The 25,724-nt window shown below is 74.2% G+C and carries 25 protein-coding genes; 17 read left to right on the top strand and 8 right to left on the bottom strand.

Annotated elements, in window-relative coordinates; genetic code table 11:
* The first annotated feature begins 1 nt into the window (after nt 1).
* The 4 genes from ACWIYF_RS13135 (at nt 2) to ACWIYF_RS13120 (ending at nt 4,195) form a co-directional block, all read left to right on the top strand.
* Entirely contained in the window at nt 2-928 is a 927-nt protein-coding gene (locus ACWIYF_RS13135; RefSeq protein WP_448628580.1) for an MBL fold metallo-hydrolase, read from the top strand.
* Nucleotides 921-2,651: a CocE/NonD family hydrolase gene (locus ACWIYF_RS13130; RefSeq protein ID WP_448628579.1), complete on the top strand. Its 1,731-nt coding sequence runs from the start codon at nt 921-923 to the stop codon at nt 2,649-2,651. The genes ACWIYF_RS13135 and ACWIYF_RS13130 overlap by 8 nt, the downstream gene beginning before the upstream one ends.
* Before the next feature lie 16 nt (nt 2,652-2,667).
* Nucleotides 2,668-3,699, top strand: coding sequence for a maleylacetate reductase (locus ACWIYF_RS13125; RefSeq protein ID WP_448628578.1), 1,032 nt, complete (start codon nt 2,668-2,670; stop codon nt 3,697-3,699).
* Nucleotides 3,700-3,883: 184 nt separating this feature from the next.
* The gene (locus tag ACWIYF_RS13120) at nt 3,884-4,195 is read left to right on the top strand and encodes a WhiB family transcriptional regulator (protein WP_448628577.1); all 312 of its coding nucleotides are present in this window, start codon (nt 3,884-3,886) and stop codon (nt 4,193-4,195) included.
* Between the two features lie 21 nt (nt 4,196-4,216).
* On the opposite strand, the gene ACWIYF_RS13115 is transcribed toward ACWIYF_RS13120, so the two are convergent.
* Nucleotides 4,217-4,429 (bottom strand): hypothetical protein, encoded by a 213-nt coding sequence (locus ACWIYF_RS13115; RefSeq protein ID WP_448628576.1) that lies wholly within the window; start codon nt 4,427-4,429, stop codon nt 4,217-4,219.
* Between the two features lie 141 nt (nt 4,430-4,570).
* Here ACWIYF_RS13115 and ACWIYF_RS13110 point away from each other — a divergent pair, with 141 nt between their 5' ends.
* Nucleotides 4,571-5,170: a hypothetical protein gene (locus ACWIYF_RS13110; protein ID WP_448628575.1), complete on the top strand. Its 600-nt coding sequence runs from the start codon at nt 4,571-4,573 to the stop codon at nt 5,168-5,170.
* Between the two features lie 20 nt (nt 5,171-5,190).
* Here the strand turns inward: ACWIYF_RS13110 and paaZ are convergent, their stop codons facing one another.
* From paaZ to paaK, 3 genes are read right to left on the bottom strand one after another with little or no spacing between them, the layout of a single operon-like run.
* The gene (gene paaZ / locus ACWIYF_RS13105) at nt 5,191-7,245 is read right to left on the bottom strand and encodes a phenylacetic acid degradation bifunctional protein PaaZ (protein WP_448628574.1); all 2,055 of its coding nucleotides are present in this window, start codon (nt 7,243-7,245) and stop codon (nt 5,191-5,193) included.
* Between the two features lie 46 nt (nt 7,246-7,291).
* Nucleotides 7,292-7,900 carry a TetR/AcrR family transcriptional regulator gene (locus tag ACWIYF_RS13100; protein ID WP_448628573.1) on the bottom strand — a complete coding sequence of 203 codons (609 nt, stop codon included), beginning with the start codon at nt 7,898-7,900 and terminating at the stop codon, nt 7,292-7,294.
* Nucleotides 7,897-9,204, bottom strand: a complete 1,308-nt coding sequence (gene paaK, locus ACWIYF_RS13095; RefSeq protein ID WP_448628572.1) for a phenylacetate--CoA ligase PaaK — start codon at nt 9,202-9,204, stop codon at nt 7,897-7,899. Before paaK ends, ACWIYF_RS13100 begins: the two co-directional genes overlap by 4 nt.
* A gap of 234 nt (nt 9,205-9,438) precedes the next feature.
* Between paaK and paaA the strand changes: the two genes are divergently transcribed.
* The 5 genes from paaA (at nt 9,439) to paaE (ending at nt 13,411) form a co-directional block, all read left to right on the top strand.
* Nucleotides 9,439-10,404 carry a 1,2-phenylacetyl-CoA epoxidase subunit PaaA gene (paaA, locus tag ACWIYF_RS13090; protein WP_448628571.1) on the top strand — a complete coding sequence of 322 codons (966 nt, stop codon included), beginning with the start codon at nt 9,439-9,441 and terminating at the stop codon, nt 10,402-10,404.
* Nucleotides 10,401-10,766 carry a 1,2-phenylacetyl-CoA epoxidase subunit PaaB gene (gene paaB / locus ACWIYF_RS13085; protein WP_448628570.1) on the top strand — a complete coding sequence of 122 codons (366 nt, stop codon included), beginning with the start codon at nt 10,401-10,403 and terminating at the stop codon, nt 10,764-10,766. The genes paaA and paaB overlap by 4 nt, the downstream gene beginning before the upstream one ends.
* Nucleotides 10,767-10,845: 79 nt before the next feature.
* Nucleotides 10,846-11,754, top strand: a complete 909-nt coding sequence (gene paaC / locus ACWIYF_RS13080; protein ID WP_448628569.1) for a 1,2-phenylacetyl-CoA epoxidase subunit PaaC — start codon at nt 10,846-10,848, stop codon at nt 11,752-11,754.
* Nucleotides 11,751-12,254: a 1,2-phenylacetyl-CoA epoxidase subunit PaaD gene (paaD, locus tag ACWIYF_RS13075; protein WP_448628568.1), complete on the top strand. Its 504-nt coding sequence runs from the start codon at nt 11,751-11,753 to the stop codon at nt 12,252-12,254. The genes paaC and paaD overlap by 4 nt, the downstream gene beginning before the upstream one ends.
* 80 nt (nt 12,255-12,334) lie before the next feature.
* Nucleotides 12,335-13,411 carry a 1,2-phenylacetyl-CoA epoxidase subunit PaaE gene (gene paaE / locus ACWIYF_RS13070; protein ID WP_448628567.1) on the top strand — a complete coding sequence of 359 codons (1,077 nt, stop codon included), beginning with the start codon at nt 12,335-12,337 and terminating at the stop codon, nt 13,409-13,411.
* A 19-nt stretch (nt 13,412-13,430) separates the two neighbouring features.
* Here the strand turns inward: paaE and ACWIYF_RS13065 are convergent, their stop codons facing one another.
* The 4 genes from ACWIYF_RS13065 to ACWIYF_RS13050 are packed head-to-tail and all read right to left on the bottom strand — an operon-like array spanning nt 13,431 to nt 16,772.
* Nucleotides 13,431-15,068 (bottom strand): TIGR03086 family metal-binding protein, encoded by a 1,638-nt coding sequence (locus ACWIYF_RS13065; RefSeq protein WP_448628566.1) that lies wholly within the window; start codon nt 15,066-15,068, stop codon nt 13,431-13,433.
* A 16-nt stretch (nt 15,069-15,084) separates the two neighbouring features.
* On the bottom strand, nt 15,085-15,765 hold the full coding sequence (locus ACWIYF_RS13060) for a hypothetical protein (RefSeq protein WP_448628565.1): 681 nt from the start codon (nt 15,763-15,765) through the stop codon (nt 15,085-15,087).
* 12 nt (nt 15,766-15,777) lie between these two features.
* The gene (locus tag ACWIYF_RS13055) at nt 15,778-16,455 is read right to left on the bottom strand and encodes a hypothetical protein (RefSeq protein WP_448628564.1); all 678 of its coding nucleotides are present in this window, start codon (nt 16,453-16,455) and stop codon (nt 15,778-15,780) included.
* On the bottom strand, nt 16,452-16,772 hold the full coding sequence (locus ACWIYF_RS13050; RefSeq protein ID WP_448628563.1) for an antibiotic biosynthesis monooxygenase family protein: 321 nt from the start codon (nt 16,770-16,772) through the stop codon (nt 16,452-16,454). Before ACWIYF_RS13050 ends, ACWIYF_RS13055 begins: the two co-directional genes overlap by 4 nt.
* A 343-nt stretch (nt 16,773-17,115) precedes the next feature.
* Here ACWIYF_RS13050 and ACWIYF_RS13045 point away from each other — a divergent pair, with 343 nt between their 5' ends.
* The 7 genes from ACWIYF_RS13045 to ACWIYF_RS13015 all read left to right on the top strand — a co-directional run bounded on the left by ACWIYF_RS13045 (nt 17,116) and on the right by ACWIYF_RS13015 (nt 25,720).
* Nucleotides 17,116-17,751 carry a hypothetical protein gene (locus ACWIYF_RS13045; protein ID WP_448628562.1) on the top strand — a complete coding sequence of 212 codons (636 nt, stop codon included), beginning with the start codon at nt 17,116-17,118 and terminating at the stop codon, nt 17,749-17,751.
* A 64-nt stretch (nt 17,752-17,815) separates the two neighbouring features.
* The gene (locus ACWIYF_RS13040) at nt 17,816-19,138 is read left to right on the top strand and encodes a cytochrome P450 (protein ID WP_448628561.1); all 1,323 of its coding nucleotides are present in this window, start codon (nt 17,816-17,818) and stop codon (nt 19,136-19,138) included.
* A 275-nt stretch (nt 19,139-19,413) separates the two neighbouring features.
* Nucleotides 19,414-20,670, top strand: a complete 1,257-nt coding sequence (locus ACWIYF_RS13035) for a hypothetical protein (RefSeq protein ID WP_448628560.1) — start codon at nt 19,414-19,416, stop codon at nt 20,668-20,670.
* A 50-nt stretch (nt 20,671-20,720) separates the two neighbouring features.
* Nucleotides 20,721-21,560 carry a hypothetical protein gene (locus tag ACWIYF_RS13030; RefSeq protein ID WP_448628559.1) on the top strand — a complete coding sequence of 280 codons (840 nt, stop codon included), beginning with the start codon at nt 20,721-20,723 and terminating at the stop codon, nt 21,558-21,560.
* Between the two features lie 73 nt (nt 21,561-21,633).
* Complete coding sequence (locus ACWIYF_RS13025) at nt 21,634-22,881, top strand: hypothetical protein (RefSeq protein WP_448628558.1); 1,248 nt, start codon at nt 21,634-21,636, stop codon at nt 22,879-22,881.
* A gap of 5 nt (nt 22,882-22,886) precedes the next feature.
* A complete protein-coding gene (locus ACWIYF_RS13020) occupies nt 22,887-23,393 on the top strand; it encodes a hypothetical protein (RefSeq protein WP_448628557.1) in 507 nt (168 codons plus the stop codon).
* Nucleotides 23,390-25,720 (top strand): hypothetical protein, encoded by a 2,331-nt coding sequence (locus ACWIYF_RS13015; protein ID WP_448628556.1) that lies wholly within the window; start codon nt 23,390-23,392, stop codon nt 25,718-25,720. Before ACWIYF_RS13020 ends, ACWIYF_RS13015 begins: the two co-directional genes overlap by 4 nt.
* The last annotated feature ends 4 nt before the right edge of the window (nt 25,721-25,724 follow it).

The raw sequence follows: 25,724 nt of genomic DNA, 5'->3' as shown, positions 1-25,724 counted from the left end.
GATGGTGGCCGTCCACCCCCTGGTCTCCCCCTGGGGCCGCTTCGGGCTCTACAGCTTCTTCCTCGACGCGCCCGAGCCGGCCGTCGTCGACACGGGCGTCGCCTCCTCCCCCGCCGAGGGCATGGCGCCGGCGCTCGCGGCCCTGGGGCGCCGCATCGAGGACGTCCGCTGGATCCTGCTCACCCACGGCCACGTCGACCACGTCGGCGGCGCGCACGCGCTGTGGGAGCTCACCGGCCGGCGCGCGGAGGTGGTGATCTCCGAGGCCGACGCGCCGCTGCTGCGCTCCCGGCGCGCCCACGTCGACCGCTACCTCGACGTCCGGCAGCGGTACCTGCGCGATCCCGAGGGCGAGGTGAGGCAGACGGCGATGGCGGCCGGCGCGATCTCCGGGGAGATGGAGCCGGCCGTGCTCGTCCGCGGCGGCGAGACGCTGTCCCTCGGCGGCGGCGTCACGGTCTCGGTGCACGCCATCCCGGGCCACACACCCGGGTCGGTCGCGTACGTCGTCGACGGCCAGGACGACGTGTTCGTCGGGGACGCCGTGCAGGTCCACGGCGCCGCCAACGGCTTCCCCGGCTACGAGGACCCGGCCGCCTACCGGGCGAGCCTCGAGCACCTGCGCGACGTCGTCCGTCCCCGGCACCTCTACCTGGGGCACCCCTACCGCACGGCCGAGGGGGTGCCCTACGGGGTCGAGCTCGACCGTGCGCAGGCGCGCCGGGCGCTCTCGGAGAGCCTGGACATCGAGGCCCGCGTCGCCGACGCCGCGACCCGCTGCGGCGTGCAGGAGACCGACTCCCCCTACTCCCCCTTCGCCCGGGTCGCCGAGGAGCTCGGCTACACCGGCGACCCCACGCTCGAGCCCTCCCCGTTCTTCACGACGCTCCACGGCTACCGCACGGAGGTGCTGAACACCCATGGCTGACATCCGGCTGCTGGAGGCCGGCGGCCAGGAGATCGCCGTCCGCAAGGACCTGCGCGTCCCGATGCGGGACGGCGTCACCCTGGCCGCCGACGTCTACACCGGCGTCGAGGACACGCCGCGCCCGGCACTGGTCGCGCTGAGCCCGTACGGCAAGGAACTGCAGGCCCTCGCCCTCACGATGCCGCCGCAGCGGCGTCCCAGCCCGATGTGGGACGGCTGCATCGAGGCCGGCGACATCGCCCGCGTGGTCGGCGAGGGCTACGCCCACGTCATCGGCGACCTCCGCGGCTCCGGCGCCTCCGAGGGCGAGCACATCGGCAACTACAACGCCGGCGGCGTGCCGCTCGGCCAGGACGCCTACGACGTCATCGAGTGGGTCGCCGAGCAGCCGTGGTGCGACGGCAACGTCGGCATGATCGGCATCTCCTACTTCGGTTCGATGCAGGTGCTCGCCGCGGCCGAGCGCCCGCCGCACCTCAAGGCGATCTTCGTCTCCGGCGGTCACTTCGACTTCTACGAGACCACCTATCACGGCGGGGTCATGTGGTTCATGCCGCGCGCGGCCCGCGAGGGGCGCGGTGGCGACTCCGGCTGGGCCTTCACCGACCGGATCCGGTCGCGGATGCTCGAGACGTACTCCCCGGAGGAGATCGGGGAGCGCGTCGCCGAGCGCCTGCAGGATCCCGACGTCGCCGCCTGGCCGAACCTCGTCCACCTGCTGCACTACCCGGCGCACCACGAGGCCTGGTTCGACATCGTCCTCAACGATCTCGACGGCGACTGGTACGAGGAGCGCAACCCGGTCAACCTGGCCGCGAACATCGACATCCCGGTGTACCTGCAGATCAACCAGGGCCGCGGCTGGACCGTGGACGGCCACATCGAGCTGTTCGACGTCCTGGCGGGCCCCAAGAAGCTGGACATCGGCTCCTACCCGCCGATGCAGTCGCGCCCCTGGGTCGAGGAGCACGACGAGATGTTCCGCTGGTACGAGTACTGGCTCAAGGGCGTCGACAACGGGGTCATGGACACCCCCGCCGTGCGCGTCTTCGTGGAGGGCTCGCGCGAGGTGGTCACCGGCGAGCAGTGGCCGCCGAAGGACGTCGAGTACCGGTCGCTGTACCTGCGCCCGCGCGGCACGCTCTCCGGGGAACCGGAGCCGATGGGCCCCGAGCACGCCGCGCCCGACGGCTTCTACCAGGCGCCGTTGACGGTGACCGACACGGTGCAGATCCTGAGCTGGAGCACCGCTCCCTTCGCGGAGGACGCCGAGCTGATCGGCACCGGCGCCGCGCACCTGTTCGCCGAGATCGACCAGCCGGACACCAACTTCATCCTGCGGCTGTGGGACGCCGCCCCGGACGGGAGCCGGCAGCTGATCACCACCGGCTTCCTCAAGGCGTCGCACCGCGAGCTGGACGAGCGGACGACGGAGGGCAACCCGTACCACCCGCACACCCGTGCCGTGCCGGTGGAGCCGGGGGCGATCGAGGAGTACGTGCTGCGCCTCTACCCGTTCGCGGCCACGTTCCGGCCGGGGCACCGCCTGGTGGTGGAGCTGTCCAACGACGAGCCGCTGGCCGACGCCCACAACTCCCTGCTGCCGCCGGACGCCTTCCACCTGCCGGTGGGCCGCCCGGTCACGCACAAGATCTACCGCGACGCCCTCCACCCCTCCCGGCTCGTACTGCCGTTCACGACGCGCAAGGCGGAGGTGGAGTAGCGGACACAATGCTCCGATGCGCGTGCACCAGTTCCTGCCCACCCGGGTGCTGATCGGCGCCGGAGCGCTGCGCGCGGTCCCCGACGAGGTCACGCGGCTCGGCGCGCGGCGGGTGCTGCTGGTGGCGACCCGGTCGGCCGCGGCGCCCGCGGACCGGGTCGCCGAGGGGCTCGGCGACCGGCTGGCCGCGCGGTTCGGCCGGCCGGTGGTGCACACCCCCGTCGAGGTCACCGCCGAGGCGATGGCGCTGGTCGCCTCCGCGGGGGTCGACGCGGTGGTGGCGATCGGCGGCGGGTCCGCGATCGGGCTGGCCAAGGCGGTCTCGGCGCGCACCAGCGTCGCGCAGGTCGCCGTCCCCACGACCTACGCCGGGTCCGAGGTGACCCCCGTCCTCGGGGAGACCGAGAACGGCGCGAAGACGACGCGGCGCGACCCCGCCCTGGCCCCCGGCACGGTCGTCTACGACCCCGAGCTCACCCTGTCCATGCCGCCGGGGCTGACCCGGACCAGCGCGATGAACGCGCTGGCGCACGCGGTGGAGGCGCTCTGGGCGCCGGATGCCTCGCCGATCACCGACGCGCTGGCCACCGAGGCGATCGACGGCATCCTCGCCGCCCTGCCCCAGGTGCTCGCCGACCCCGGCGGCCTGCCCGGCCGCGAGCGGCTGCAGTCCGCCGCGTGGCTGGCCGGCATCTGCCTGGCGCAGACCCGGATGGGCCTGCACCACCAGCTCGCGCACGTCCTGGGCGGCGCGTTCGACCTGCCGCACGCCGAGCTGCACACGCTGCTGCTGGCGCACGTGATGGCCTTCGACCTGCCCGCCGCCCCGGCCGCGGCCGCCCGGCTGGCGCGGATCGCCGGGCCCGACCCGGTGGGCGCCGTCTCGGCGCTGGCCCGCGCGCACGACGGCCCGACGACCCTCGGCGCCCTCGGCGTCCCGCGCGGGGAGCTGCGCGGCATCGCCGAGCGCGTCGTCGCGCAGCCCTATCCGAACCCGCGGCCGCTCGACGTCGACGCGGTCACGGCGCTTCTGGAGCAGGCCTGGTGACCGCGCACGGCAACACGCCTGCAGCAGGCAGCGGACCGACAGGTTCCGCCAATACTTCGCTCGGGTTTCGCTCAGCTTGTGCCAGTGCGGCCACCCGAGGGCACTCCGTAACGTCACGGGAAGCAATCAGGTCGTACCGGTCCGTCACAGGCGGTGCGCCCCGTCGTCCTTCGAGGAGCTTCCCGTGTCTTCCTTCTCCCGCCCCAACCTGACCCTGCTCAGCCAGGCCCCCGTCGACGAGCCGTGGTCGGCGCCCTCCACGGGCGACGAGTCGTGGCGGCTGGACGCCCTGTGCGCCGAGACCGACCCGGAGGCCTTCTTCCCGGAGAAGGGCGGCTCGACCCGCGAGGCCAAGCGGGTCTGCGTCGGCTGCGCGGTGCGCACCGAGTGCCTCGAGTACGCGCTCGGCAACGACGAGCGCTTCGGCATCTGGGGCGGCCTGTCCGAGCGGGAGCGCCGCCGGCTGCGCCTGCTGCGCCGCCCGCTCAGCGCCTGAGCGCCGGCGGGCCGGCTCCCGTCATCCGTCGGACGGGGTCCCGCGCCCGCCGAGCAGGGTCAGGTGCGCCAGGGCGTACCCGACGGCGGGATAGCCGTAGTCGTAGGCCAGCCACTCCGGCGGCACCGCGCGGTCGCGGCGGTTCTCCGCGCTCTCCCGGGGCCTCGGGATCGCCGGGATGCGGCTGATCTCCTGCGTCTCGGGGCTCGTGGCGGCGATGGTGGTGTCGGTCATGGCCAACTCCCTCGGTTCCTGCGGACACCGAGGAGGAGGTCCGGCCGGCCGCGGCTGATACCTGTGCGCCCGCGCGTATCAGGAGCCGGCCCGGCGGCGTCCTTCCTGCGTCGTCGTCCCACCGCTGCGCCGGAGCCGATCATGCAGACCCTGCTCGCCCCTCCCCCGCCCGTCGCCGCGGACCAGGCGGTGCGCCTCTCCCGGTTGCTCCTCGGCCGGATCGTCGGCACCGCGGCCACCGCGCACGTCGCCGGGCTGACGTCCTTCGGGCTGCTGCTCGCCGACCCGCGCGACCCCGCCTTCCCCTTCACCGCCGCCGACGTCGTGTTCTTCGACCCGTCGAGGAACCGGCGCAACGACCCGGCGCTCCGGCCGGCCTTCGAGGCCCAGGGCGCGTACTTCCGCGCCTACGACGACGCCGGCGTCGTGGCCGACCCCGCCCAGCTGCTCGACGTCCACCGCCGGATCGAGGACTCGGGGCTCGAGGCCGTCGCGCCGTTCCACGTCCACCGCCGGCAGCCGGCGAACTTCTCCCTCGTCGACTTCCGGCTGCACGACCCGGCGTACCCGTGGCACCTGATCGTCTCGCTGCGCGACGACGCCCACCCGGACCTGCGGCCGTTCGCGGTCCGCAAGGACCTCACGGCCGAGGTCGGCATCAGCCCCGACGACCGCAACGAGGGCAGCGAGCAGCCCTACCGCGGCCCCGAGGTCGCTCCGCTCTGGCTCGTCATCGACTGACGTCGACTGACGAGGCGGCGTCAGCTCCCGGCGGCCGGGGGCCAGGTCTTGGCCACCATCGTGAGGACGTCGTAGGTCGCCACCGGCTTGCCCTCGCCGTTGACGACGACGGCGTCCCAGCGGACCTCGCCGTGGTCGGCCCCGCCGCGCGGGCTGATCTGCTTGGCGGTGAGGGTGACCGTCAGCTCCTCCCCGGGCTTGACCGGCGTGAGGAAGCGCAGGTTGTCCACGCCGTAGTTGGCCAGCACCGGGCCCGGGGCCGGGTCGACGAACAGCCCGGCCGCCCACGAGACGATCAGGTAGCCGTGCGCCACCCGGCCGCCGAAGAGCGGGTTGGCGGCCGCGGCCTCCTCGTCCATGTGCGCGTAGAAGGTGTCGCCGGTGAACTCGGCGAAGTGCTCGATGTCCTCGAGCGTGACCGCCCGAGGCCCCGCGGTGATCGAGTCGCCGATGCGCAGCTCGGCCAGCGACTTGCGGAACGGGTGGACGCCGTCGTCGCGGCGCTGCGCCCCGGTCACCCAGCGGCCGCCGATCGCGGTGAGCTGGTCGGGCGAGGCCTGGACGGCGGTGCGCTGCATGTGGTGCAGCACCCCGCGGATGCCGCCGAGCTCCTCGCCCCCGCCGGCGCGGCCGGGGCCGCCGTGCACGAGCACCGGCAGCGGGGAGCCGTGTCCGGTGTTCTCCCCGGCGTCGTCGCGGTCGAGCACCAGGATCCGGCCGTGCGCGTGCGCCGCGCCCAGCACGAACTCCCGGGCCACCGCGGGGTCGTGGGTCACGATCGACCCGACCAGGCTGCCCTGGCCGCGGACGGCGAGCTCCACGGCCTGGGCCACGCCGTCGTAGGGCAGCACCGTGCTGACCGGGCCGAACGCCTCGACGTCGTGGGGCTCGGCGGCGGTGAGGTCGTCGCAGCGCAGCAGCAGCGGCGGCAGGAACGCGCCCCGGTCGCGGTCGGCGCCCACCACCTCGAAGTGCTCGGGGTCGCCGGCGACCAGCTCGGCGACGCCGCGCAGCGCCTTGAGCGAGCGGAGCACCTCCTCGCGCTGGTCGAGGCCGGCCAGGGCGCCCATGGTGACGCCGTCCGCGCCGGGCGCGCCGACGACCACCTGCGCCAGCCGCTCCCGGGTCGCCGCGACGACGTCGTCCACGAACTGCCGCGGCACGAAGGCCCGGCGGATCGCGGTGCACTTCTGGCCGGCCTTGACCGTCATCTCGGTGACCAGCTGGCCCACGAACAGCTCGAACTCCGGGGTGTCCGGGCCGGCGTCGGGCCCGAGGACGGCGCAGTTGAGCGAGTCGGCCTCGGCGTTGAACCGGACGCTGTTCGCCACCACCGCGGGGTGGCTGCGCAGCTTGCGCGCGGTCGCGGCCGAGCCGGTGAAGAAGACCAGGTCCTGCCCGGCCAGCCCGTCGAGCAGCCCGGCCGGGCTGCCGGCCAGCAGCTGCACCGACCCCTCGGGCAGCAGGCCGGACTCCACGATCGTCCGGACGACGGCCTCGGTGAGGTAGGCGGTCTGGCTGGCCGGCTTCACGATCGTCGGGACGCCGGCGAGGAAGGCCGGGGCGAGCTTCTCGAGGAAGCCCCAGACCGGGAAGTTGAAGGCGTTGATCTGCACCGCGACGCCGCGCAGCGGGGTGTAGAGGTGCTGGCCGGCGAAGGTGCCGCGCTTGCCGAGCGGTTCGACCGGGCCGTCGAGGACGACGGTGTCGTCGGGCAGCTCGCGGCGGCCCTTGGACGCGTAGGACAGCAGCGTGCCGAAGCCGCCGTCGACGTCCACGGCGCTGTCGCCGTCGGTGGCGCCGGTGCGGCGGGACAGCGCGTAGAACTCGTCCTTGTCCGCCATCAGCCGCAGGCCCAGCTGCTTGAGCAGGCCGGCGCGCTGGTGGAAGGTCAGCTCGCGCAGGGCCGGGCCGCCGACCGTGCGGGCATGCGCCAGCATGGCCGGGATGTCCAGCCCGGTGCTGCTGATCCGGGCGACGGTCTCGCCGGTCACGGCGTCGGCGATCGGCGTCCCGTCGTCGGGTGCCGAGTACCAGCGGCCGGCGGCGTAGCTCTCGAGCAGCGGTGCGGTCATGGGGTGCTCCTCTCGAGGTGCGTTTTCGGGCAAAAGCACCCCCGAGTCAGGGCCTGCGGAGGCCGTCGAAGGTGGTGGCGACGACCGCCTCGGCCAGGGCCGAGGCGTCGAGGCCGCGGTCGGGGCGGTACCACTCGGTCAGCGAGTTGACGGTGCCGAACAGCAGCCGGCTGGTGACGGCGGGGTCGACGTCCGGCCGGACGTCGCCCTCCTCCGCGGCCGTACGGACCAGGTCGGTGACGATCCGGTCGAACCGGCGCCGTCGCTGGAGCGCCTCCTGCTCGACCGGGGAGTTGCCGCGGACCCGCAGCAGCAGGGTGACGAACGGCAGCTCGGCGGCGAGCACGCGCACCGACCCCCGCACGACGTGCTCGAGCCGCTCGATCGCCGGCCCGGTGGTCGCGCCGGGCTCCTCGGTGACGGCGAACAGCGCGTCCAGCGCCCGGTCGAGGGCCAGCCGCAGCAGCTCCACCTTGCTCGGCACGTGGTGGTAGATCGCCGACTTGGTGACCCCGAGCCGGGCGGCCAGCTCCTCCATGCTGGTGGCGTCGTAGCCGCGCTCGTTGAACACGGCGACCGCGACGTCGAGCAGCGAGTCCAGGGAGTGCCCGGGCCGGCCGCGGCGGGCCGGGGCCGCGTTCTCGGTAGCCGTCACGCACGCTCCCGGTGGTCGAACAGCCGCTGCAGCTTGCCGGCGGAACGGGCCAGCGTCTCGGGGGCGACGACCACGACCTCGACGCTGACGCCGACGGTGTCCTTGACCGCCTCGGCCACCTCGCGGCCGGCGACGTCCCTGCGCTCCTGCGGGCAGTCGGGCCGGGCCTCCACCTCAACGGTCAGGTGGTCCATCCGGCCGCGCGTCGTCAGCTCCAGCGCGAAGTGCGGCGAGAGCCCCGGCGTGCGCAGGACGATCTCCTCGATCTGCGTCGGGAACAGGTTGACCCCGCGCAGGATGATCATGTCGTCGGTGCGGCCGGTGACCTTCTCCATCCGGCGCATCCCCGGCCGGGCGGTGCCCGGCAGCAGCCGGGTGAGGTCGCGGGTGCGGTAGCGGATGACCGGCATGGCCTCCTTGGTCAGCGAGGTGAACACCAGCTCGCCGCGCTCGCCCTCGGGCAGCACCTCGCCGGTGGCCGGGTCGAGGACCTCCGGGTAGAAGTGGTCCTCCCAGATGTGCAGGCCGTCCTTGGTCTCCACGCACTCCTGCGCGACGCCGGGGCCCATGACCTCCGACAGCCCGTAGATGTCGACGGCGTGGATGCCGGTGCGCTCCTCCATCTCCCGGCGCATCTGCTCGGTCCACGGCTCGGCGCCGAAGATGCCGATCTCCAGGCTGCTCTGCCGCGGATCGAGGCCCTGCTTCTCGAACTCGTCGATGACCGTGAGCATGTAGGACGGCGTGACCATGATGATCCGCGGCTCGAAGTCGCTGATCAGCTGCACCTGCCGCGGCGTCATGCCGCCGGAGATCGGGATGACCGTGCAACCGAGCTTCTCCGCGCCGTAGTGGGCGCCGAGCCCGCCGGTGAACAGCCCGTACCCGTAGGCGTTGTGCAGCTTGTCGCCGGGGCGGCCGCCCGCGGCGCGGATCGACCGGGCCATGACGGTGGCCCAGGTGTCGATGTCCTTCTCGGTGTAGCCGACGACGGTGGGCCGCCCGGTCGTGCCGGAGGAGGCGTGCACCCGCCGGACCTGCTCCTGCGGGACGGCGAACATGCCGAACGGGTAGTTGTCCCGGAGGTCGGCCTTGCTGGTGGTCGGGAACTTCGCCAGGTCGGCGAGCTCGCGGCAGTCGTCGGGATGGACGCCGGCGGCATCGAAGGCCCGCCGGTAGTGCGGCACGTTCTCGTAGGCGTGCCGCAGGGTCCACTGCAGCCGCTCCAGCTGGAGGGCGCGCAGCTCGTCTCGACCCAGGCGCTCGGCGTCTTCGAGCAGGGCCGGGTCGGGCGCGGATCCCACGCGCCGGTTCGTGTCGCTGGCAGCAGCCGTCATCGCACGGGCCTCCGTCGTCCTCAGCGTCGTCGCCGACCGGCTGGCGTCGTCCACAAATACCGACCGGATGGTCAGGTAACCAACTCCCTCCGACGGCCGGCTGTCAACCCCTCCCGCGAGCCACTTGTGTCGCGGGCCACCATCGTGCAGACTCATTACCGACCATCCGGTCAGTAAATGGCCCGAGCCCGAGGGAACGAGATGTCCGCGCCCACCCTGGAACGGCCCGCCCCCGACGAGACCGCGCTGCAGGCCCGGTTCGACGCGACGATCGCCGCCGACCACCGCATCGAGCCGCGCGACTGGATGCCGGAGGGCTACCGCAAGACGCTCATCCGCCAGATCGCGCAGCACGCCCACTCCGAGATCATCGGCATGCAGCCCGAGGGCGACTGGCTGCTGGCCGCGCCCAGCCTGCGGCGCAAGGCGATCCTGCTGGCCAAGGTGCAGGACGAGGCCGGCCACGGCATGTACCTGTACGCGGCGAGCGAGACGCTCGGCGCCGACCGCGCCGATCTCACCGACAAGCTCATCGAGGGCAAGCAGAAGTACAGCTCCATCTTCAACTACCCGACGCTGACCTACGCCGACGTCGGCGTCATCGGCTGGCTGGTCGACGGCGCGGCGATCTGCAACCAGGTGCCGCTGTGCCGCTCCTCCTACGGGCCCTACGCCCGGGCGATGATCCGCATCTGCAAGGAGGAGTCGTTCCACCAGCGGCAGGGCTACGAGCTGCTGATGACGATGATGCGCGGCACCCCCGAGCAGCGGGCCATGGTGCAGGACGCCGTCGACCGCTGGTGGTGGCCGTCGCTGATGATGTTCGGCCCGCCGGACGCCGACAGCCCGAACACCGCGCAGTCCATGGCGTGGGGCATCAAGCGGCACACCAACGACGAGCTGCGGCAGCGCTTCGTCGACATGACCGTGCCGCAGGCGGAGTTCCTCGGCGTCACGCTGCCCGACCCGGAGCTCTCGCTCGACCCGGAGACCGGGCACTACCGGTTCGGGGCGATCGACTGGGACGACTTCAAGCGGGTCGTCTCCGGCGGCGGCCCGATGAACGCGGTGCGCATCGCCCGCCGGAAGGCCGCCCGCGACGACAACGCCTGGGTCACCGAGGCCGCCACGGCCTACGCGGAGAAGCACGAAGGGACGGCGGCATGAGCGAGGTCACCGCGGAAGGCGGACACGGCGCGATCCCCACCTCGGCCGACGTCCCCGTCGAGCCGAAGCCGGCGGTCAGCCGGCGTGACTGGCCGCTGTACGAGGTGTTCGTCCGTGGCAAGCGCGGGCTCAACCACGTGCACGTCGGCTCGCTGCACGCCCCGGACGACGAGATGGCCGTGCACGCCGCCCGCGACCTGTACACGCGGCGCAACGAGGGCGTGAGCATCTGGGTGGTCAAGTCGGCCGACATCACCGCCTCGAGCCCCGACGAGAAGGACCCGATGTTCGCCCCGAGCGGCGACAAGGTCTACCGCCACCCGACGTTCTACGAGATCCCCGAGAACGTCCCCCACATGTGAAGGACCCCCTCCCTCCCCACGCCTCGCAAGCTCGGCGTGGGCCCCTGGGAGGGGGCCGCACCGAACCGGGAGAGCTTCCGTGCACGAAGAGACCGTCTACGACTCGCTGGCGAACGCGCACGACGACGCGGGGCACTGGGCGTTCGGGACCGGGTTCGACGACCCGCTGGCCGGCGTCGACACGACGGTGCCCGACGGCGTCGACGCCGCCGACCTGGGCGCGTACTGCCTGATGCTCGGCGACGACGCGCTCGTGCTCGCCCAGCGGCTGACGCAGTGGATCACCAACGCGCCCGAGCTCGAGGAGGAGGTGGCGATCGCCAACGTCGCCCTCGACCTGCTCGGCCAGGCGCGCCTGCTGCTGGCCCGGGCCGGTTCGGCCGGCGTCCTCGGGCGGTCCCGCCAGACAGCCACCGAGAGCATCCCGGACGAGGACGCGCTGGCCTACTTCCGGGACCCCGACGAGTTCCGCAACACCGGCCTGGTCGAGGCGGAGAACGGCGACTTCGCGCGGACGATGATCCGGCTGCTGGTCGCGGCCACCGTGCGGCTGGCGGTCTTCGCCCGGCTCCGCGGGTCGCGGGATCCCGTCGTCGCCGCCATCGCCGCCAAGGGCGTCAACGAGCTGGCCTACCACCGCGACCACGCCGCCCGCTGGGTGCTGCGGCTCGGCGACGGCACCGAGGAGTCGCACCGCCGTGCCCAGGCCGGCGCGGACGCGGTCTGGCCGCTGCTCGGCGACGTCTTCACGGCCACCGACGTCGAGCGCCGGCTCACCGCGGCCGGTGTCGCGGTCGACCCGGCCGACGTCCGCGACGAGGTGCGCGAGGTGCTCACCCAGGTCCTCGAGCGGGCCACCCTGCGGGTGCCCGGGTGGCCGGCCGACGCGTCGCCCCGCGGCCGGGTCGGCGAGCACGGCCCGGAGTTCGCCGAGCTGCTGGGCACCCTCCAGGGCCTGGCCCGTCAGCACCCGGCGGCCACCTGGTGAGCGCCGTCCTGACCGATCCCCGGGCGGTGGCGGAGACGGTGACCGATCCGGAGCTGCCGATGCTCACGCTCGCCGACCTCGGCGTGCTGCGCGACGTGCGCGACGAGGACGGCACCGTCGTCGTCGAGATCACCCCCACCTACACCGGCTGCCCGGCGATGGGCGTCATGCGCGCCGACCTGGTGCACGCGCTGCACGCGGCCGGGTTCGCCGACGTCGACGTCCGCACCGTCCTCTCCCCCGCCTGGACCACCGACTGGATCAGCGCGGAGGGACGGCGCAAGCTCGCCGCCGCCGGCATCGCCCCGCCGGGGACGGCGCCGGTCCGCTCCCCCGGCCCGGTTCCGCTGCAGCTCGGCCCGACCCGCCGCACCGCCGCCTGCCCGCAGTGCGGCTCCCCCGACACGGTCGAGCAGAGCGAGTTCAGCGCCACCGCCTGCAAGGCCCTGCGCCGTTGCCGCGCCTGCGGCGAGCCGTTCGAGCACGTCAAGGAGATCTAGTGACGCGACAGGGAGTGAGCATCGCAGCGAGCGCCGGCGAGCGAGGAGCGGAGCGACCGCGGAGCGGCACCATGGACACAGTGAGCGCGCCGACCCGCCGCCGCCCGCAGTTCCACCCGCTGAAGGTCGCGAAGATCGAGCGGCTCACCGACGACGCCGTCGCGGTCACCTTCGACGTCCCCGCGGAGCTGGCCGAGGACTACCGGTTCAAGCCGGGCCAGGCGCTCACGCTGCGCCGGGTGGAGGGCGACCGCGACGAGCGCCGCTCCTACTCGATCTGCGCCCCGATCGGCGCCGCGCCCCGGGTCGGCGTCCGCGAGGTCCCCGGCGGCTTCTTCTCCTCCTACCTGGTGCACGAGGTCGAGCCGGGCGACGAGATCGAGGTGCTGCCGCCGTCGGGCACCTTCACCGCCGACCTGTCCGTGCCGGCCGACCACGTCTTCGTCGTCGCCGGCTCGGGCATCACCCCGGCGCTGTCGCTGGCCGCGAGCGTGCTGCGCGACGGGAGGTCGACGGTCACCGTCTTCTACGGCAACCGCCGCACCAACACGGTGATGTTCGCCGACGAGCTCGCCGACCTGAAGGACGCCTACGGCCCCCGCCTGCAGCTGGTGCACGTCCTCTCCCGGGAGCCCCGGGACGCGGAGCTCACCAGCGGCCGGCTCGACGGCGCCCGGCTGCGCACCCTGATCGACAACCTGGTGGACGCCGAGCACGTCGACCACTGGTGGCTGTGCGGCCCGCACGGGATGGTCCAGGACGCCCGCGCGCTCCTGGCCGAGCTCGGCGTCCCCACCGAGAAGGTGCACCAGGAGCTGTTCTACGTCGACGACGTCCCGCCCCAGCCGGTCCGCGGCGACGAGGAGACCGTCACCGGCCCGAGCAGCCAGGTCACCGTGGTCCTCGACGGCCGGTCGACGACGCTGGCCCTGCCGCGCGACGAGCCCGTCCTGGACTCCGCGCAGAAGGTCCGCTCGGACCTGCCCTTCGCCTGCAAGGGCGGCGTGTGCGGCACCTGCCGGGCGCGGGTGACCGACGGCGAGGTGGAGATGCGGCGCAACTACGCCCTCGAGCCGAAGGAGGTCGAGGCCGGCTACGTGCTGACCTGCCAGACCGTGCCGCTGTCGGACGCCGTGACCGTGGACTTCGACGCCTGACGACAGCCCGCCCGGCGGCTCACGGCCAGGCGCGGCCGAGGAACGCGGCGAGGCGGGCGTAGGCGTCGGCGGACGACGTCGGCACCGGGTCGGCGAAGGCGGACCCGTCGCCCCGCAGGTCGGCCGGCACCAGCCGCTCGGCCGCGCGCAGCGCCGCGTCGGCGAGCCGCGGATCGAGCGGCTGCGCGTACGCCGTGCTGACGGCCAGGTCGTGGGTGTGCGCGACCACCTCGAGGACGAACCCGGACAGCGCGACGGGTGCCGGGAGCCGGCCCCACGGAGCGAGGACGTCGGCGGGTCCGTCGGCCCACGCCGCCCGGGCCTTCGCCGCGTCCCCGGCGAACCGCGGCGCCCAGCCGCGGCGGGCGTCGGGGGCCACGACCGCGGGCACGGTCGTGTGCGGCCGCCCCGCGGCCACCCGCTCGGCGCGCCGCGCGACGGCGGTGAGGTGCCCGAGCAGCTCCTGCACGTCCCAGTCCGTGCACGGCGTGGGCAGCCGCAGCTGCTCCGGCCGGACCGCCGCGACCACGCGCTCGGCCTGCTCCAGGGCGTCGCCGAGGAGGACGAGCGGATCCGCCCCCTCGGGGACCGACGGGACCGCCTCTGCCCGGCGCGGCGCCGGCAGCCGGAACAGCTGCCGCGTGTTGTCCTCCAGCAGCGCCCGCAGCGTCTCCGGCGGGAGGCGCCGGGCGAGGCGCAGCAGGCTGCCGTTGTAGTTCTCGGACAGCTCGATGTTCGGCGGGGTGCGGACGAAGTGCGCCGGCCCGTCGACGGCGGCGTCGGAGCCGAACAGGACGCGGTCCGGGCCGACCTCGCCGATCAGCCGCTCCACCTCCGCCGAGCCGCACCAGGAGGTCTCCAGGTGCAGGTTGGGCAGCTGCTGCGCGTGCCGTGCCGCCCGCCGCCGGCCCTCCGGCAGGCCGAGGAAGGTGTGGTACAGCACGAAGGGCACGTCGGGGTGCCGCTCGGCGAGCCGGCGCACGAGGTCGGGGTCCGAGGGGCCGGGCGCGGTGTGCACGGTCACCGGCACGCCGGCCTCGGCGGCCACCCGCAGGAACGGGTCCAGTCCCGGCGAGTCCGCCGGGTAGTCGTCGTAGGACGGGTGCAGCTTCAGCCCGACCGCGCCGTCGGCCAGCCGGCGGCGGACGTCGTCGACGCCCGGTCCCCCGGGGCTCACCCAGACCAGCCGGGTCAGCCAGGGCACGCCGTCGGCCACCTCGTCGACGAACCGGTTGTCCTGCCAGGACACCAGGCCGTGGGTCATGCCGCCGGAGGCCAGCGCCACCCGCAGGCTGTCGAAGCCCATCGGCTCCAGGCCGCGGACCCGGGCGTGCACGTGCGCGTCGACCGGGTCGAGGTCCAGCCACAGCCGGTAGTTGGCGGTGGCGTTGTTGTCCCAGTCGAACCCGTCGGTCGCGACCGCGCAGTCGAGGACGACGTGCCCGGCGGCGTCCGGGATCTCCGCGGTCCAGGTGCCGTCGTCCGCGCGCTCCATCGGGACCGCCTCGAAGGGCGGCCCCGCGCCGTCGAAGCCGAGGTGCAGGGACAGCGGCCGGTCGGCGCCCGCCAGCGGACCCTGGTAGCGGACGCGGCCGCCCGTCGTCCGCGCACCGACAGGCGTGATCCACGTCAGGGGCAGGTCAGCGGGGGTCGGCATGGCGGGCCCCATCCTGCTACAGGGTGAGGGTCCACCCCTTGCCGCCGTCGTCGTCCCAGACCTCGGTGTCCTCCTCGGCGAGAGGGCTCCCGGCGCGCACGAGGTGGAAGGCGTACCGGACGTCGGCTCCGCGCGGCCCCCACAGCAACCCGCGGAAGACGTGCGGCAGCGGCTGGGCCTGCACGAACTCGTAGATCGGCGCCGGCTCGGGCGGTGCGCCGGCCCCGGCGTCCTCGAAGGCCAGCCCGTCCATCGCCGCGGCGGTGTAGTTGGGCGCGGCGAGCCGGGCGTCGCCCGGCGAGACGCCCCAGGCGATGCCGACGTGCGTCCACCGGCCGTCCTCGTCGGTGAACGTGACCTCGCGGGTCACGATCTCCTCGGTGAACACGGGGGAGCTGAGCCACTCGGTGCCCCGCACGACGTAGAAGAAGTGGTGCAGCAGGTACTCGCGGCTCCCGTTGAACTGCCGGGGCGCCTCGATGACCGCCGTCCGCAGGCCCGGGGACGTCTCGTTCGGCGTCAGCACGCGGGAGTCGGCCGACTCCCAGTCCGGCTCCTGGCCGGGTGCGGTCCAGGCGAAGTGCAGCTGCACCATCTCGATCCCCGGCGCCGGGTCGAACCAGGTCTTGCGCAGGGCGAACAGCTGCTCGGTCTCGGCTCGGCGGGCCTCGGAGAGGGCCGCGGTCAGTTCGGTCACGCAGATCCCGTCCTAGAGATGGTGCACCCACCAGCTGTCGCCACCCGGCGCGGACCGGCCGTCCGGCCCCAGCCAGAACTCGTCCTTCTCGTGCGGCGGGTACATCCGGCCGACGTGGTACTGCTGCACGAGCGAGGCCCCGCGCGGCCCGTACATGCGGGACTGCCAGCGGTGCGGCCGCTCCATCGCCTGCAGCATGTGGAACTTCTCGTGGTGGAAGCGCTCCTTGTCCCAGTACGAGTAGTACTTCGTCGACCGGAAGTCGGAGTCGGCCGGGAACCGCGGGTCCTCCATCGGGCTGTAGACCGGCGCGACCCAGTCCCCCACCGACCAGTAGATGCAGATGTTCGTCGTCCACCCCTGCTCGTCGACGTACTCGAGGTCGCGGTAGACGATGTCCTCGCTGAACAGGTCGGTCGTCCAGCGGTGCCCGTTCTGGAAGACCTCGAAGTAGTAGTGGAACCGGTACTCGGGGGTGTTCCACCCGTTGTCCATGTCCCAGACCTCGCGCGGCATGCGCAGCACCTTGAGCCGGTTGCGCGGGAAGCCGCCCCGGTCCTCCAGCACCCGGGACTCGTGCCCCCAGGACCAGTCGGGCCACTGGCCGGGGGGCGTGTTCACGTAGTGGATGACGACCTGCTCGACGCCGTCCTCCTGGTCGGTCCAGCCCTTCGGGTAGTACCAGCTCACGGCCGGCCACCCCATCCGCGCGCGGCGTTCCCGTCTCCGATCACCTCGTAGGTCCGGATGCTCGGCGTGCCCATCAGCAGCTCCGGCAGCGCCCGGTAGAACTCGCGGGTCACGTCCTGGTCGAGGTAGCGCTGCATGTCCTCGGCGGTCTCCCAGCTGGAGACGGCCAGGACCTGGTCCCCGCTGCGGAGGGCTTGGGAGAACAGCGCGCCGGGCGCCGAGGCGACCACCCGGTCGTTCTGGGTGACGAGGAGCTCGGCCACGCGGTCGATGCTGCCCGGGCGGGCCTTCGCCTCGAGGATCCGGAAGACGGCCATGACGCCCCCTGGTCAGACGATCGGCCTGGCGATGGGCCACAGGCTAGGGCCGTGGTCCGTCCCGCGCAGATCGGGCGGCAGGGCGCCGGTCAGCCGACCGGCGCCCTGGAAGCGGGATCGCCGGCAGTTCTTTCCGGATCCGGACGCACCACCACCTACCTTTTCGCGCATCGCGGGGGGAACCTGCGAGGGGGCCTCGCATCCGGCCGAACCCGCTCACGGGCTGCAGCCGCCGGGCGGCGTCCCACCCGTCGGGGAGCAGGTGAACCCGTTGCTCGACCACCGCTCCGCCGCCCGGCGCCCGCGCGCCGCGCCGCCGACCGACCTCGAACAGGAGAGGGCCATGGCCGACTTCCCGACCGGCGCCAGGGTGCCGGACGCGATGCCGCTGCTGAGCCGGGGCAAGCACCGGAACCCGGCGCGGGGCGCCTGCTTCATGGAGTTCACGTCGCTGCTGGCCGGCGGACCGTTCACCGACGACCCGGGCTGCGTGGACCGCGAGCTGGCCGCCGTGCTGCGGGGCGCCAACGACAAGCTGTGCGACGCCGACCGCCCCCTGCTCGTCCCGCTGCTCGGGCGGGCCATCGGCCTGGCCGTGGCGCCGCCGCCGAAGGACCGCACCGCGCGCAGATCGGCCCCGGCCAGGCGGCGGCGCCGCGAGGAACAGGCCCGCTTCCGCGAGGAGTCCGCGCGGCTGCGCCGAGCGGTGGCGCGCCGGTTCGCGGCCGCCCTCGGGTCGTCGTTCTCGCCGGCCACCGAGGTGTGGTGCGGCGGGGGCGAGGAGCTGTCCTGGCTGTTCTGGGACCTGATGAACGAGCCGACCCCGGTGTCCACCTCCAAGGACTACGTGCGACGGCTCGTCGCCCGCCTCCACCTGCTGCACGAGTGCTACGAGCAGGCCATGGACGACCTCGGCCTGCCGCGCGCCGTGCCGGCCGTCCCCGTGCCGGCCGAGGAAGCCACGCCGGTCACCACGTAGGCCCGGCGCGGGACCGGTTCCTGGCGGGGCTCCGCTCCTGACAGGATCGCGGCCGGGAGGCGCCATGCAGACATCGGTGGACACCGTGCCGCTGGTCGACCCGGCCACCTACGAGGACGGCCCGCCGTTCGAGCTGCTGCGCCGGCTGCGGGCCGAGTCGCCGGTGACCTGGGTCGAGGAACCCGCCCTGCACGGCCAGCCGGCCGGTCCCGGCTTCTGGCTCGTCCTGCGGCACGGCGACGTCGAGCGGGTGCTGCGCGACCCGGCCACCTTCTCCTCCTGGCTGGGCGCCACCCAGATCCGCGACGCCGCGGACCTGGCGTGGGTGCGCCGGATGATGCTCAACATGGACCCGCCGGACCACTCCCGGCTCCGGCGGCTGCTCGCGCGCTCGTTCACCCCGCGCGCGGTCGCCGCGCTGACCGCCTCGATCGAGGCGACGGCGGCCGGGCTGGTCGACCGGATGATCGACGGCGCCGCCGAGGGCCGCTGCGACTTCGCCAAGGACGTCGCCGCCGACCTGCCGCTGCTCACCCTGGCCGACGTCCTGGGCGTGCCGGCCGAGGACCGCTGGCTGCTCTTCGACTGGTCCAACCGGGTGATCGGCTGGCAGGACCCCGACTACGCGGTCTCCGCCGTCTTCGACGGCAGCGGGGGGACGGCGATGGCGCGGGAGGCGCTGACCGTGCGCCCCTCCCCCGACGCCGACGGGCGGATGCCCGACCCGCGCACCCGCGCCGGCATGCCGGACCTCTACGCCTACGCCCGGCTGCTGGCCGAGGAGAAGCGCCGCGCGCCCGGCAGCGACGTCATGTCGATCCTGCTGGCCCAGGTGGACGAGGACGGCGGAGCGGTAAGCGACGCCGAGTTCGAGAACATGTTCTGGCTGTTCGCCGTCGCGGGGAACGAGACCCTGCGCAACGGCCTGCCCGGCGGGCTGACCGCGCTGCTGGCCCACCCCGAGCAGCTGGCCGCGCTGCGCGCCGACCCGGCCCTGCTGCCGGGTGCGGTCGACGAGATGCTGCGCTGGTGGACGCCGGTCATGGTGTTCCGCCGCACCGCGACCACCGACGCCGACCTCGGCGGCGTCCGCGTCCGGGCCGGGGACAAGGTGGTCGTCTCCTTCACCTCCGCGAACCGGGACGAGGCGGTGTTCGCCGACCCCGACCGCTTCGAGGTCCGCCGCGCCCCGAACCCGCACCTGTCCTTCGGCCACGGGCCGCACTTCTGCCTCGGCGCCCAGCTGGCGAAGGTGCAGATGCGCGCGCTGTTCGGCGAGCTGCTGCGCCGCACCGGCACGCTCGAGCACGACGGCCCGCCGGCGCTGCTGCGGTCGAACTTCCAGCGCGGGGTCAAGCGGCTGCCGCTGCGCTGGACGGCCCCCTGAGCCCGAGCAGGACAGGCGCCCGGACGGCGGGCGGGAACCTGGCGTTGCGTCGCCCGGCCGAGCTACCCCGTGCGCGCGAGTCGGCATCGGTGACCACGGCCGGGCTACCCGGCACGCGCTACCGCATCCGGGCTGGCCCACCCGGGGTAGCCCGGACCCCCGACGCACGGACGAGTCTCCCCCACTCCTGCGACTGGTGGCCCCCCGCCGGCCGGGGTGCCATGGGCGGCAGCGCGCCGTGAGCGCAGCACCGCCGGACCAGCGAGGAGACCGCCATGACGAGCCTGGCCACGGAGTTCGAGGACGAGCTGGAGTTCGAGCAGGAGTACGAGGCGGAGCTCGAGGACGAGGACGAGGCGTTCCTCGGTGGCATCGCCCGCGCGGTCGGCGGTCTGCTCGGCGAGGGCGAGACCGAGGCGGAGTGGGAGGACGAGAGCGAGGGCGAGCTGGAGCTCGAGGACGAGTTCGAGGCGGAGCTCGAGGACGAACTCGAGTTCGAGGACGAGGACGAGGCCTTCCTCGGTGGCATCGCCCGCGCGGTCGGCGGCCTGCTCGGCGAGTCGGAGGAGGAAGCCGAGGACGAGTGGGAGATCGAGGGCGAGCTGGAGGACGAGGCGGAGGAGTTCTTCAAGCGCATCGGCCGCGGGCTGCGGAAGATGGTGAAGAGCCCGGTCTTCCGTTCGATCGTCAAGAAGGTCGGCCCGCTGGTCGCCACGGCCGTCGGCGGTCCGGCCGCCGGCATGATCGCCCGCGCGGCGGTCTCCCAGCTCGAGGGGGAGCTCGAGGCCGAGCTGGAGGCGGAGCTGGAGGAGATGGCCTCGGCGCCCCTGTCCGGCGGCCAGTCCCTCGCCGAGTACCTCGCCGCGCAGGCCGCGTCCAGCCAGTCCGAGGCCGAGGCCGAGGCGTTCGCCGGCGTCGCCGCGTATGCCTCGCTGTCCGCCCGCGACCGCCGTGACCTGGAGCGGATGCTCCCCGCGCTGCTGCGCGGAGCCGCCGTCGTCACCCGCCTGCTGCGGCGGGATCCGCGGACCCGCTCGGCCGTCCGGCTGCTGCCGGGCATCGTCGACGCCAGCGGTCGCACCCTGGCCCGTCGCGTCGCCCGCGGCGTGCGCACCGGCCCCGCCGACGTCGGTGCCGTCATGGGCCGGACCGCCCAGCGGGTCCTCGGCGGTGCGGGCGCCCGCTCCGCCGTCCTGCGCCGGCACGCCCGCGGCCTGGCGCACGTCCGCCGGCACCGGCGCGCCCCGGGCTGGGGCTACGGCCCCTCCCGGTCCGGTGCGCTCCTCGACGGCCGCCGGTACCCGGGCCGGGCGACCGTCATCCGGCGCCAGCCCACCCGCACCGGCGTGACGACCGCGCGCGGGGTGTCGCGGCCCCGGCCGGGCTTCGTCCGCGTCGTGACCCCCGTCCGCGTGCCCGCACGTGGTGGCCAGCCGCCCCGCACCGTCCGCGTCGTCAGCGACGTCCGGGTGCCCCGGGGTGCCACGCCGGCCGGTCGCCCCATCAGCGTCAGCGGCCGACGCGGCCGCTGACCCGCCGACACATCCCCTCCCATCCGACCCGACCCTCCGGGAGATCCGCCATGACGTCTGCCGTCAACCACCGCTACCCCGCCATCCAGGGCGAGCTCGAGACCGAGCTCGAGACCGAGCTCGAGGACGAGTTCGAGACCGAGGACGAGGGCGAGCTCGAGGACGAGTTCGAGGACGAGGCCTTCCTCGGCGCCCTCGGCGGCATCGCCCGCAGCGTCGGCGGCCTGCTCGGCGAGGGCGAGGACGAGGGGGCGCGCGAGGAGGAGTACGAGTTCGAGTACGAGGTCGAGGCCGAGCTGGAGAGCGAGACCGAGTTCGAGGACGAGTTCGAGGACGAGGCCTTCGTCAACCCGGTCCAGCGCATCTACCGCGACGCCGAGCTCATGGCGCACCTGGCCCGCAACGCCGCCGCGGCGGAGGGCGAGGAGGAGGCGGAGGCGTTCATCGGCGCGCTGGTGCCGATCGCCGCCCGGCTGATCCCCCGCGCCGCCTCGATCGTGGCCCGCAACGCGCCCTCGCTGATCCGCGGGGCCACCCGGATCGTCCGCCGGCTGCGCCGCGACCCCGCCACCCGCCGGCTGGTGCAGGCGATGCCCGTCGTCCTGCAGCGCACCGCGCAGAGCCTCGCCGACCAGGCGGCGACCGGTCGCCCGATCGACGCCCAGACGACGGTGCGGACGCTGGCCCGCATGACCGGCCGGGTGCTCGGGTCGCCGCAGTCCTGCCGCCGGGCGCTGGGCGCGGTGGGCGTGTTCGACCGGCGCTACCGCCGCCGCGCGCAGCGGAGCGGAGCGGGCACCCGGGCGCGGGTGCCGGCCTACGGTCGCCGCCGCCGCGCGGCCGGCCGGCGGACCACCGGCGCGGTGTCCCGTGCCCGCCGCACTCGCTGAGGCGGGGCGCTCTCCCACCATCCCCACCCGAGCGCGGGCGGACGGGAGAGCGGTCCCGTCCCGTCCGCCGTCGGTGCTCACCGCGTACCTGTCCGGCCAGTCGCTCAACGTCCGCCGCCACCTGGAGGCGCTGCGCGACTTCCGCCGGGACGAGTTCGGCACCGGCATCGCGCGCCCGAGCGAGGGCCACATCCAGGCCGTGAACCGGTTGCTGGCGACGCTGCGCCGCCCCCTGCAGCGGGCGGTGTCGGAGCTGGACGAGGTCGCCGGTCAGGCCGACCGGGAGCAGGCGGGCGACGGCTACGCCCGCGTGCTCGAGCTCAAGAGCCGGGCCCACGACCGGGTGCGCGCCCTCGAGCGGGTGTGGGACTTCTACTTCGAGTTGTTCGGCCAGCGGCAGAGCGTGTACGGCGAGTGGCTGGTGGCCTGCGACCGGATCGCGCTCGACTGCTACCAGCACGTCTACATGCACCTGGGCTCGGCGCGCAGCATCCCGGCGCCGCCGCCGTTCTCCTACATGCGCACCGGCTTCTCCCCCGCCACCTACCGCCGCGGGATCCCCCTGCGCCGGCTGGGACGGCAGCTCAACCCCTTCCCCCTGGTCCAGCTGCCCTACCACCGCCTGGTCAACCCGTGGACGATGGGCGCGATCCTGCACGAGGTCAGCCACAACCTGCACAACGAGCTGCAGCTGCAGGTCGCGGTCCCGGCCGCGGTGCTGCGGCGATTGCGGGCCGCGGGCCTGCCGGAGGCGGTGTGCCGCGTATGGGCGCGCTGGAACCGCGAGATCTTCGGCGACATGCTCGGCTGCCTGCTCGGCGGCGAGGCCTTCGTCGCCTCGCTGATGGACGTCATCGGCCGGTCCACCGAACAGGTCCTCGCCTACTCCCCGCACGGCGTGCACCCGACGCCGTACCTGCGCACGTTCCTCTCCTGCGAGCTGCTGAGCCGGATGGGCTTCCCCGAGCGGGCCGAGGTGCTGCGCCGGGCATGGCAGCGGCTCTACCCGTCGACCCAGGGGACGACGATCCCGGCCGCGGTGCTGCGCAGCCGGCAGGAGGCGGTGCCGCTCGTGGTGGAGGCGGTGTGCTTCACCCGGTTCCCCTCGCTCGGCGGGAAGAGCCTGCGCGAGGTGATCACCTTCGAGCCCCGGCACCAGCTGATGATCGAGGAGGCCGCGACCCGGCTCGCCACCGGCACCGACCCCGGCGTCGTCCCCGAGCGGTTCCTGATCGGCGCGGTGCGCACCGCCCTCGACCGCGAGCTGGCGGCACCGGAGGTGCTCATGCGCAACTTCTACGTCGAGCTGTCGCGGAGGTGAGCGCGGTGACCGTGCAGCGCGCCGTCGCACAGCTCTCGGCAGCGGTCGAGGAGCTGTGGACGGCGGTGGGCGAGCTGGTGCTGATCGTCTGCGAGGACCAGCCGGAGCGCGAGGGCCTGGCCGTCGCCGACCAGCTGGTCGAGAGCGTCAGCGAGATCCAGGGCGTGGTCGCCGACGCCCGGACCCGGCTGGCCGCACAGGGCACGACCCCGGAGGTCACCGCGCTCCCCGAGATCGCCGCCGCCCTCCACGAGGCGTCGGTCCGCTACTGGCGGGACGTGCGCGGCCACGAGCCGGTCGCCCAGTTGCGGGCCGCGGCGCGAACGCGCGGCGGCGGCTGGCCGGCCTGGCGGCGCAGCGTCGAGCAGTCCGCCGCCCGGTGCGTGGACCCCTTCGACTCGGTGGCCGTGGCGGTCGACGCAGGCTGGCAGGAGATCTGCCAGCTGGCCGCGGCGATCCCCGGACCGCGACAGACCCCGTCCGCACCGGACCCCTACAGGAGGCTCCCGTGACTGCTGCTGAGGATGGCCACGTCTCCGTGGTCGACGTCGACCAGGTCTTCCCGGTCCTGACGACCGAGGCGGCGGCCCGGACCGGGACCTCCGCCCCACCCACGATCGCGGGCCAGGACCAGGGGCCGCTCGTCACCTCGGTGCTGCGCACCGTGCTCGGCTGGCGCCCGCGCACCCAGGACACCCAGGCCTTCGCCGCCGCCCTGCGCGCGTCCTTCCAGCTCCAGGAGGTGGAGGGGCACATCGAGAGCCGGTACGTCCCGCGCGGTGTCGCCGTGCAGGCCGACCTGGGCGGGGTGACCGGCGGGCAGGCGTCGCTGTACGCCCGCGCGCGGGGGGCGATGGACCAGGCGTCGAAGCTCCTCGACGCGCTCAAGCCGTTGCGCAACGACTTCGACCCCGAGGACGGCGAGGCGTTCCGGATGCTCGTCCGCCACGGGTTCGGGCGGCTGGTGGAGGAGCTCGGCAACCTCGGCGGACCGCGGCAGGCGATCGTCGACAGCGCGTTCGACATCCTGCTCGGGCCGCTCGGCACCACGGCGTACGACCCGAAGGCGCTGCAGCGGCTCGCCGCGCTCACGCCGGACACCGTGCCCGGCCAGCTCGGCGCGCTGCGCGACCGGTTCGGCCTGATCGACCTCAACGTCAACAGTCCCGACGAGGAGTCCTTGCGCACGTCGTTCTGGACCCTCGTCGACCTCGTCCTCGACCTGCGCCGCTCGTGGGAGTCGCAGAAGCAGCTCCTCGGCAGCGGCGCCGGGAACGGGTTCCTGGGCACCGACCTGGTGATCGTCAACCGCCTGCTGGCCGCCGCCGCCGAGCAGGTCGACGAGGTCGAGGCGGTGCTGGACTCGGCGCTGGTCGGCCCCGCGGAGCGGCAGACGATCACGATCGGGGGCCCGGGGTCGGGGCTGACGCTCGACGGGCTGCTCTCCTGGGCCCGCCGCTTCCTGACCGAGGACGGGCCGCTCTACCTGCGCGAGGCCGGCCGCGACGGCATCCTCACGGCCTTCGCGCCGGAGGCCAAGCAGCTGCTGGAGACGCTCACGGCCGGCCTGGGGTCCGTCATCGGCGACCCGGAGGGCGGCTCGCCGGCCAAGGGCACGACGCGCCTGCAGGTCGAGGACGTGCTGCACGCCATCCCCCTCGACCCGGACCGGCTCCCGAGCGGCCTGTTCGCCGCGCGCACCCGGATCGCGGTGGCCGGCCTCTCCCGGCTGCTGACGGAGGTGTTCAAGACGTCCTCCCGGATCAGCCGCTTCCCCGGGATCGTGCTCTTCGACGTCGAGTTCGCGCGGATCGAGCGGGTGACGGGCGGATGCTTCCTCCGCGTCGAGGTGCGCGGGGCCAACTTCCGGGCCACCTACCTGCCGATCTTCCTGCAGCCCGGATCGGCCGACCTGGGCCACGCCGTGCTGCCGCGGACCGGGTCCGCCACGGCGGACGACGACAGCCTCACGGCGATCTTCGCGGACAGCGACCTGCCGGTGTACCTGGACTGGGGCCAGGGCCCGCGGCGGATCAGCGACCTGCCCATCGGCACGACCCTCGTCGCGCCGGCGCAGAGCGTGCCGATCGGCGTGCTCGACGGCGAGACGGGGCAGGTCATCGCCGCACCCCCCGTCCGGACCTGGCCCGCCGGCGGGCCGGTCGACGGGAAGCGGCCCGACTGGTCGGAGACGGACAACGACCTGCTGCCCATCACGAACCCGTTCCTCGTGCCGGAAGCTTCCCCCGTCGACCAGGACGACGAGCGACGGCAGAGCAGGATCGAGTGGCTCACCGCCCATCCCGACGAGATGCGTCGCCTGCTGGACGACGTCTCCGTCGCGGCGGCGCGCGTGGCGTCGACCCGGGGCTCCACCGAGAACCCCGGGCACGGGACGACGGAGGGCGTCGCGACCGGCTCGGCGGGCACCGGCGCGGCACCGACCAGCGTGGTCGGCCTCGGCGTCGGTGGAGTGCCCGCGCCGGCCGCCTCGGCGACCGCCGTGCTGGACCGGCCCATGACGGAGTCGGTGTCCTCGGCCGAGGAGTCCCCGGCCGACGAATCCCCGGCCGAGGAATCCCCAGCCGACGGCACGGCCGCCGGGCAGGGGGACGGCCGGGGCGCCCGGCGGCGGGCGAACCCGCGGGCCGCCTCGCGGACGTCGGCGTCGCGGGCGACCGCCCGGACCGCGCAGGCACGCAGCGAGGCCGCACGCAAGGGCGCCGCGACCCGTGCGAGGAACAGGGCAGCCGCGGAAGCGCAGAACCAGACCCCGGCGGACGACGGCGGCGCGGCCGAGCGACCGGATCAGCCGGGCACCGGCGGCGGAGACGAGTAGGGGC

Source organism: Geodermatophilus sp. URMC 64, assembly GCF_053502555.1.
Note: the sequence above shows the minus strand (reverse complement) of the source record. Positions and strands in the feature narration are given on the sequence as shown.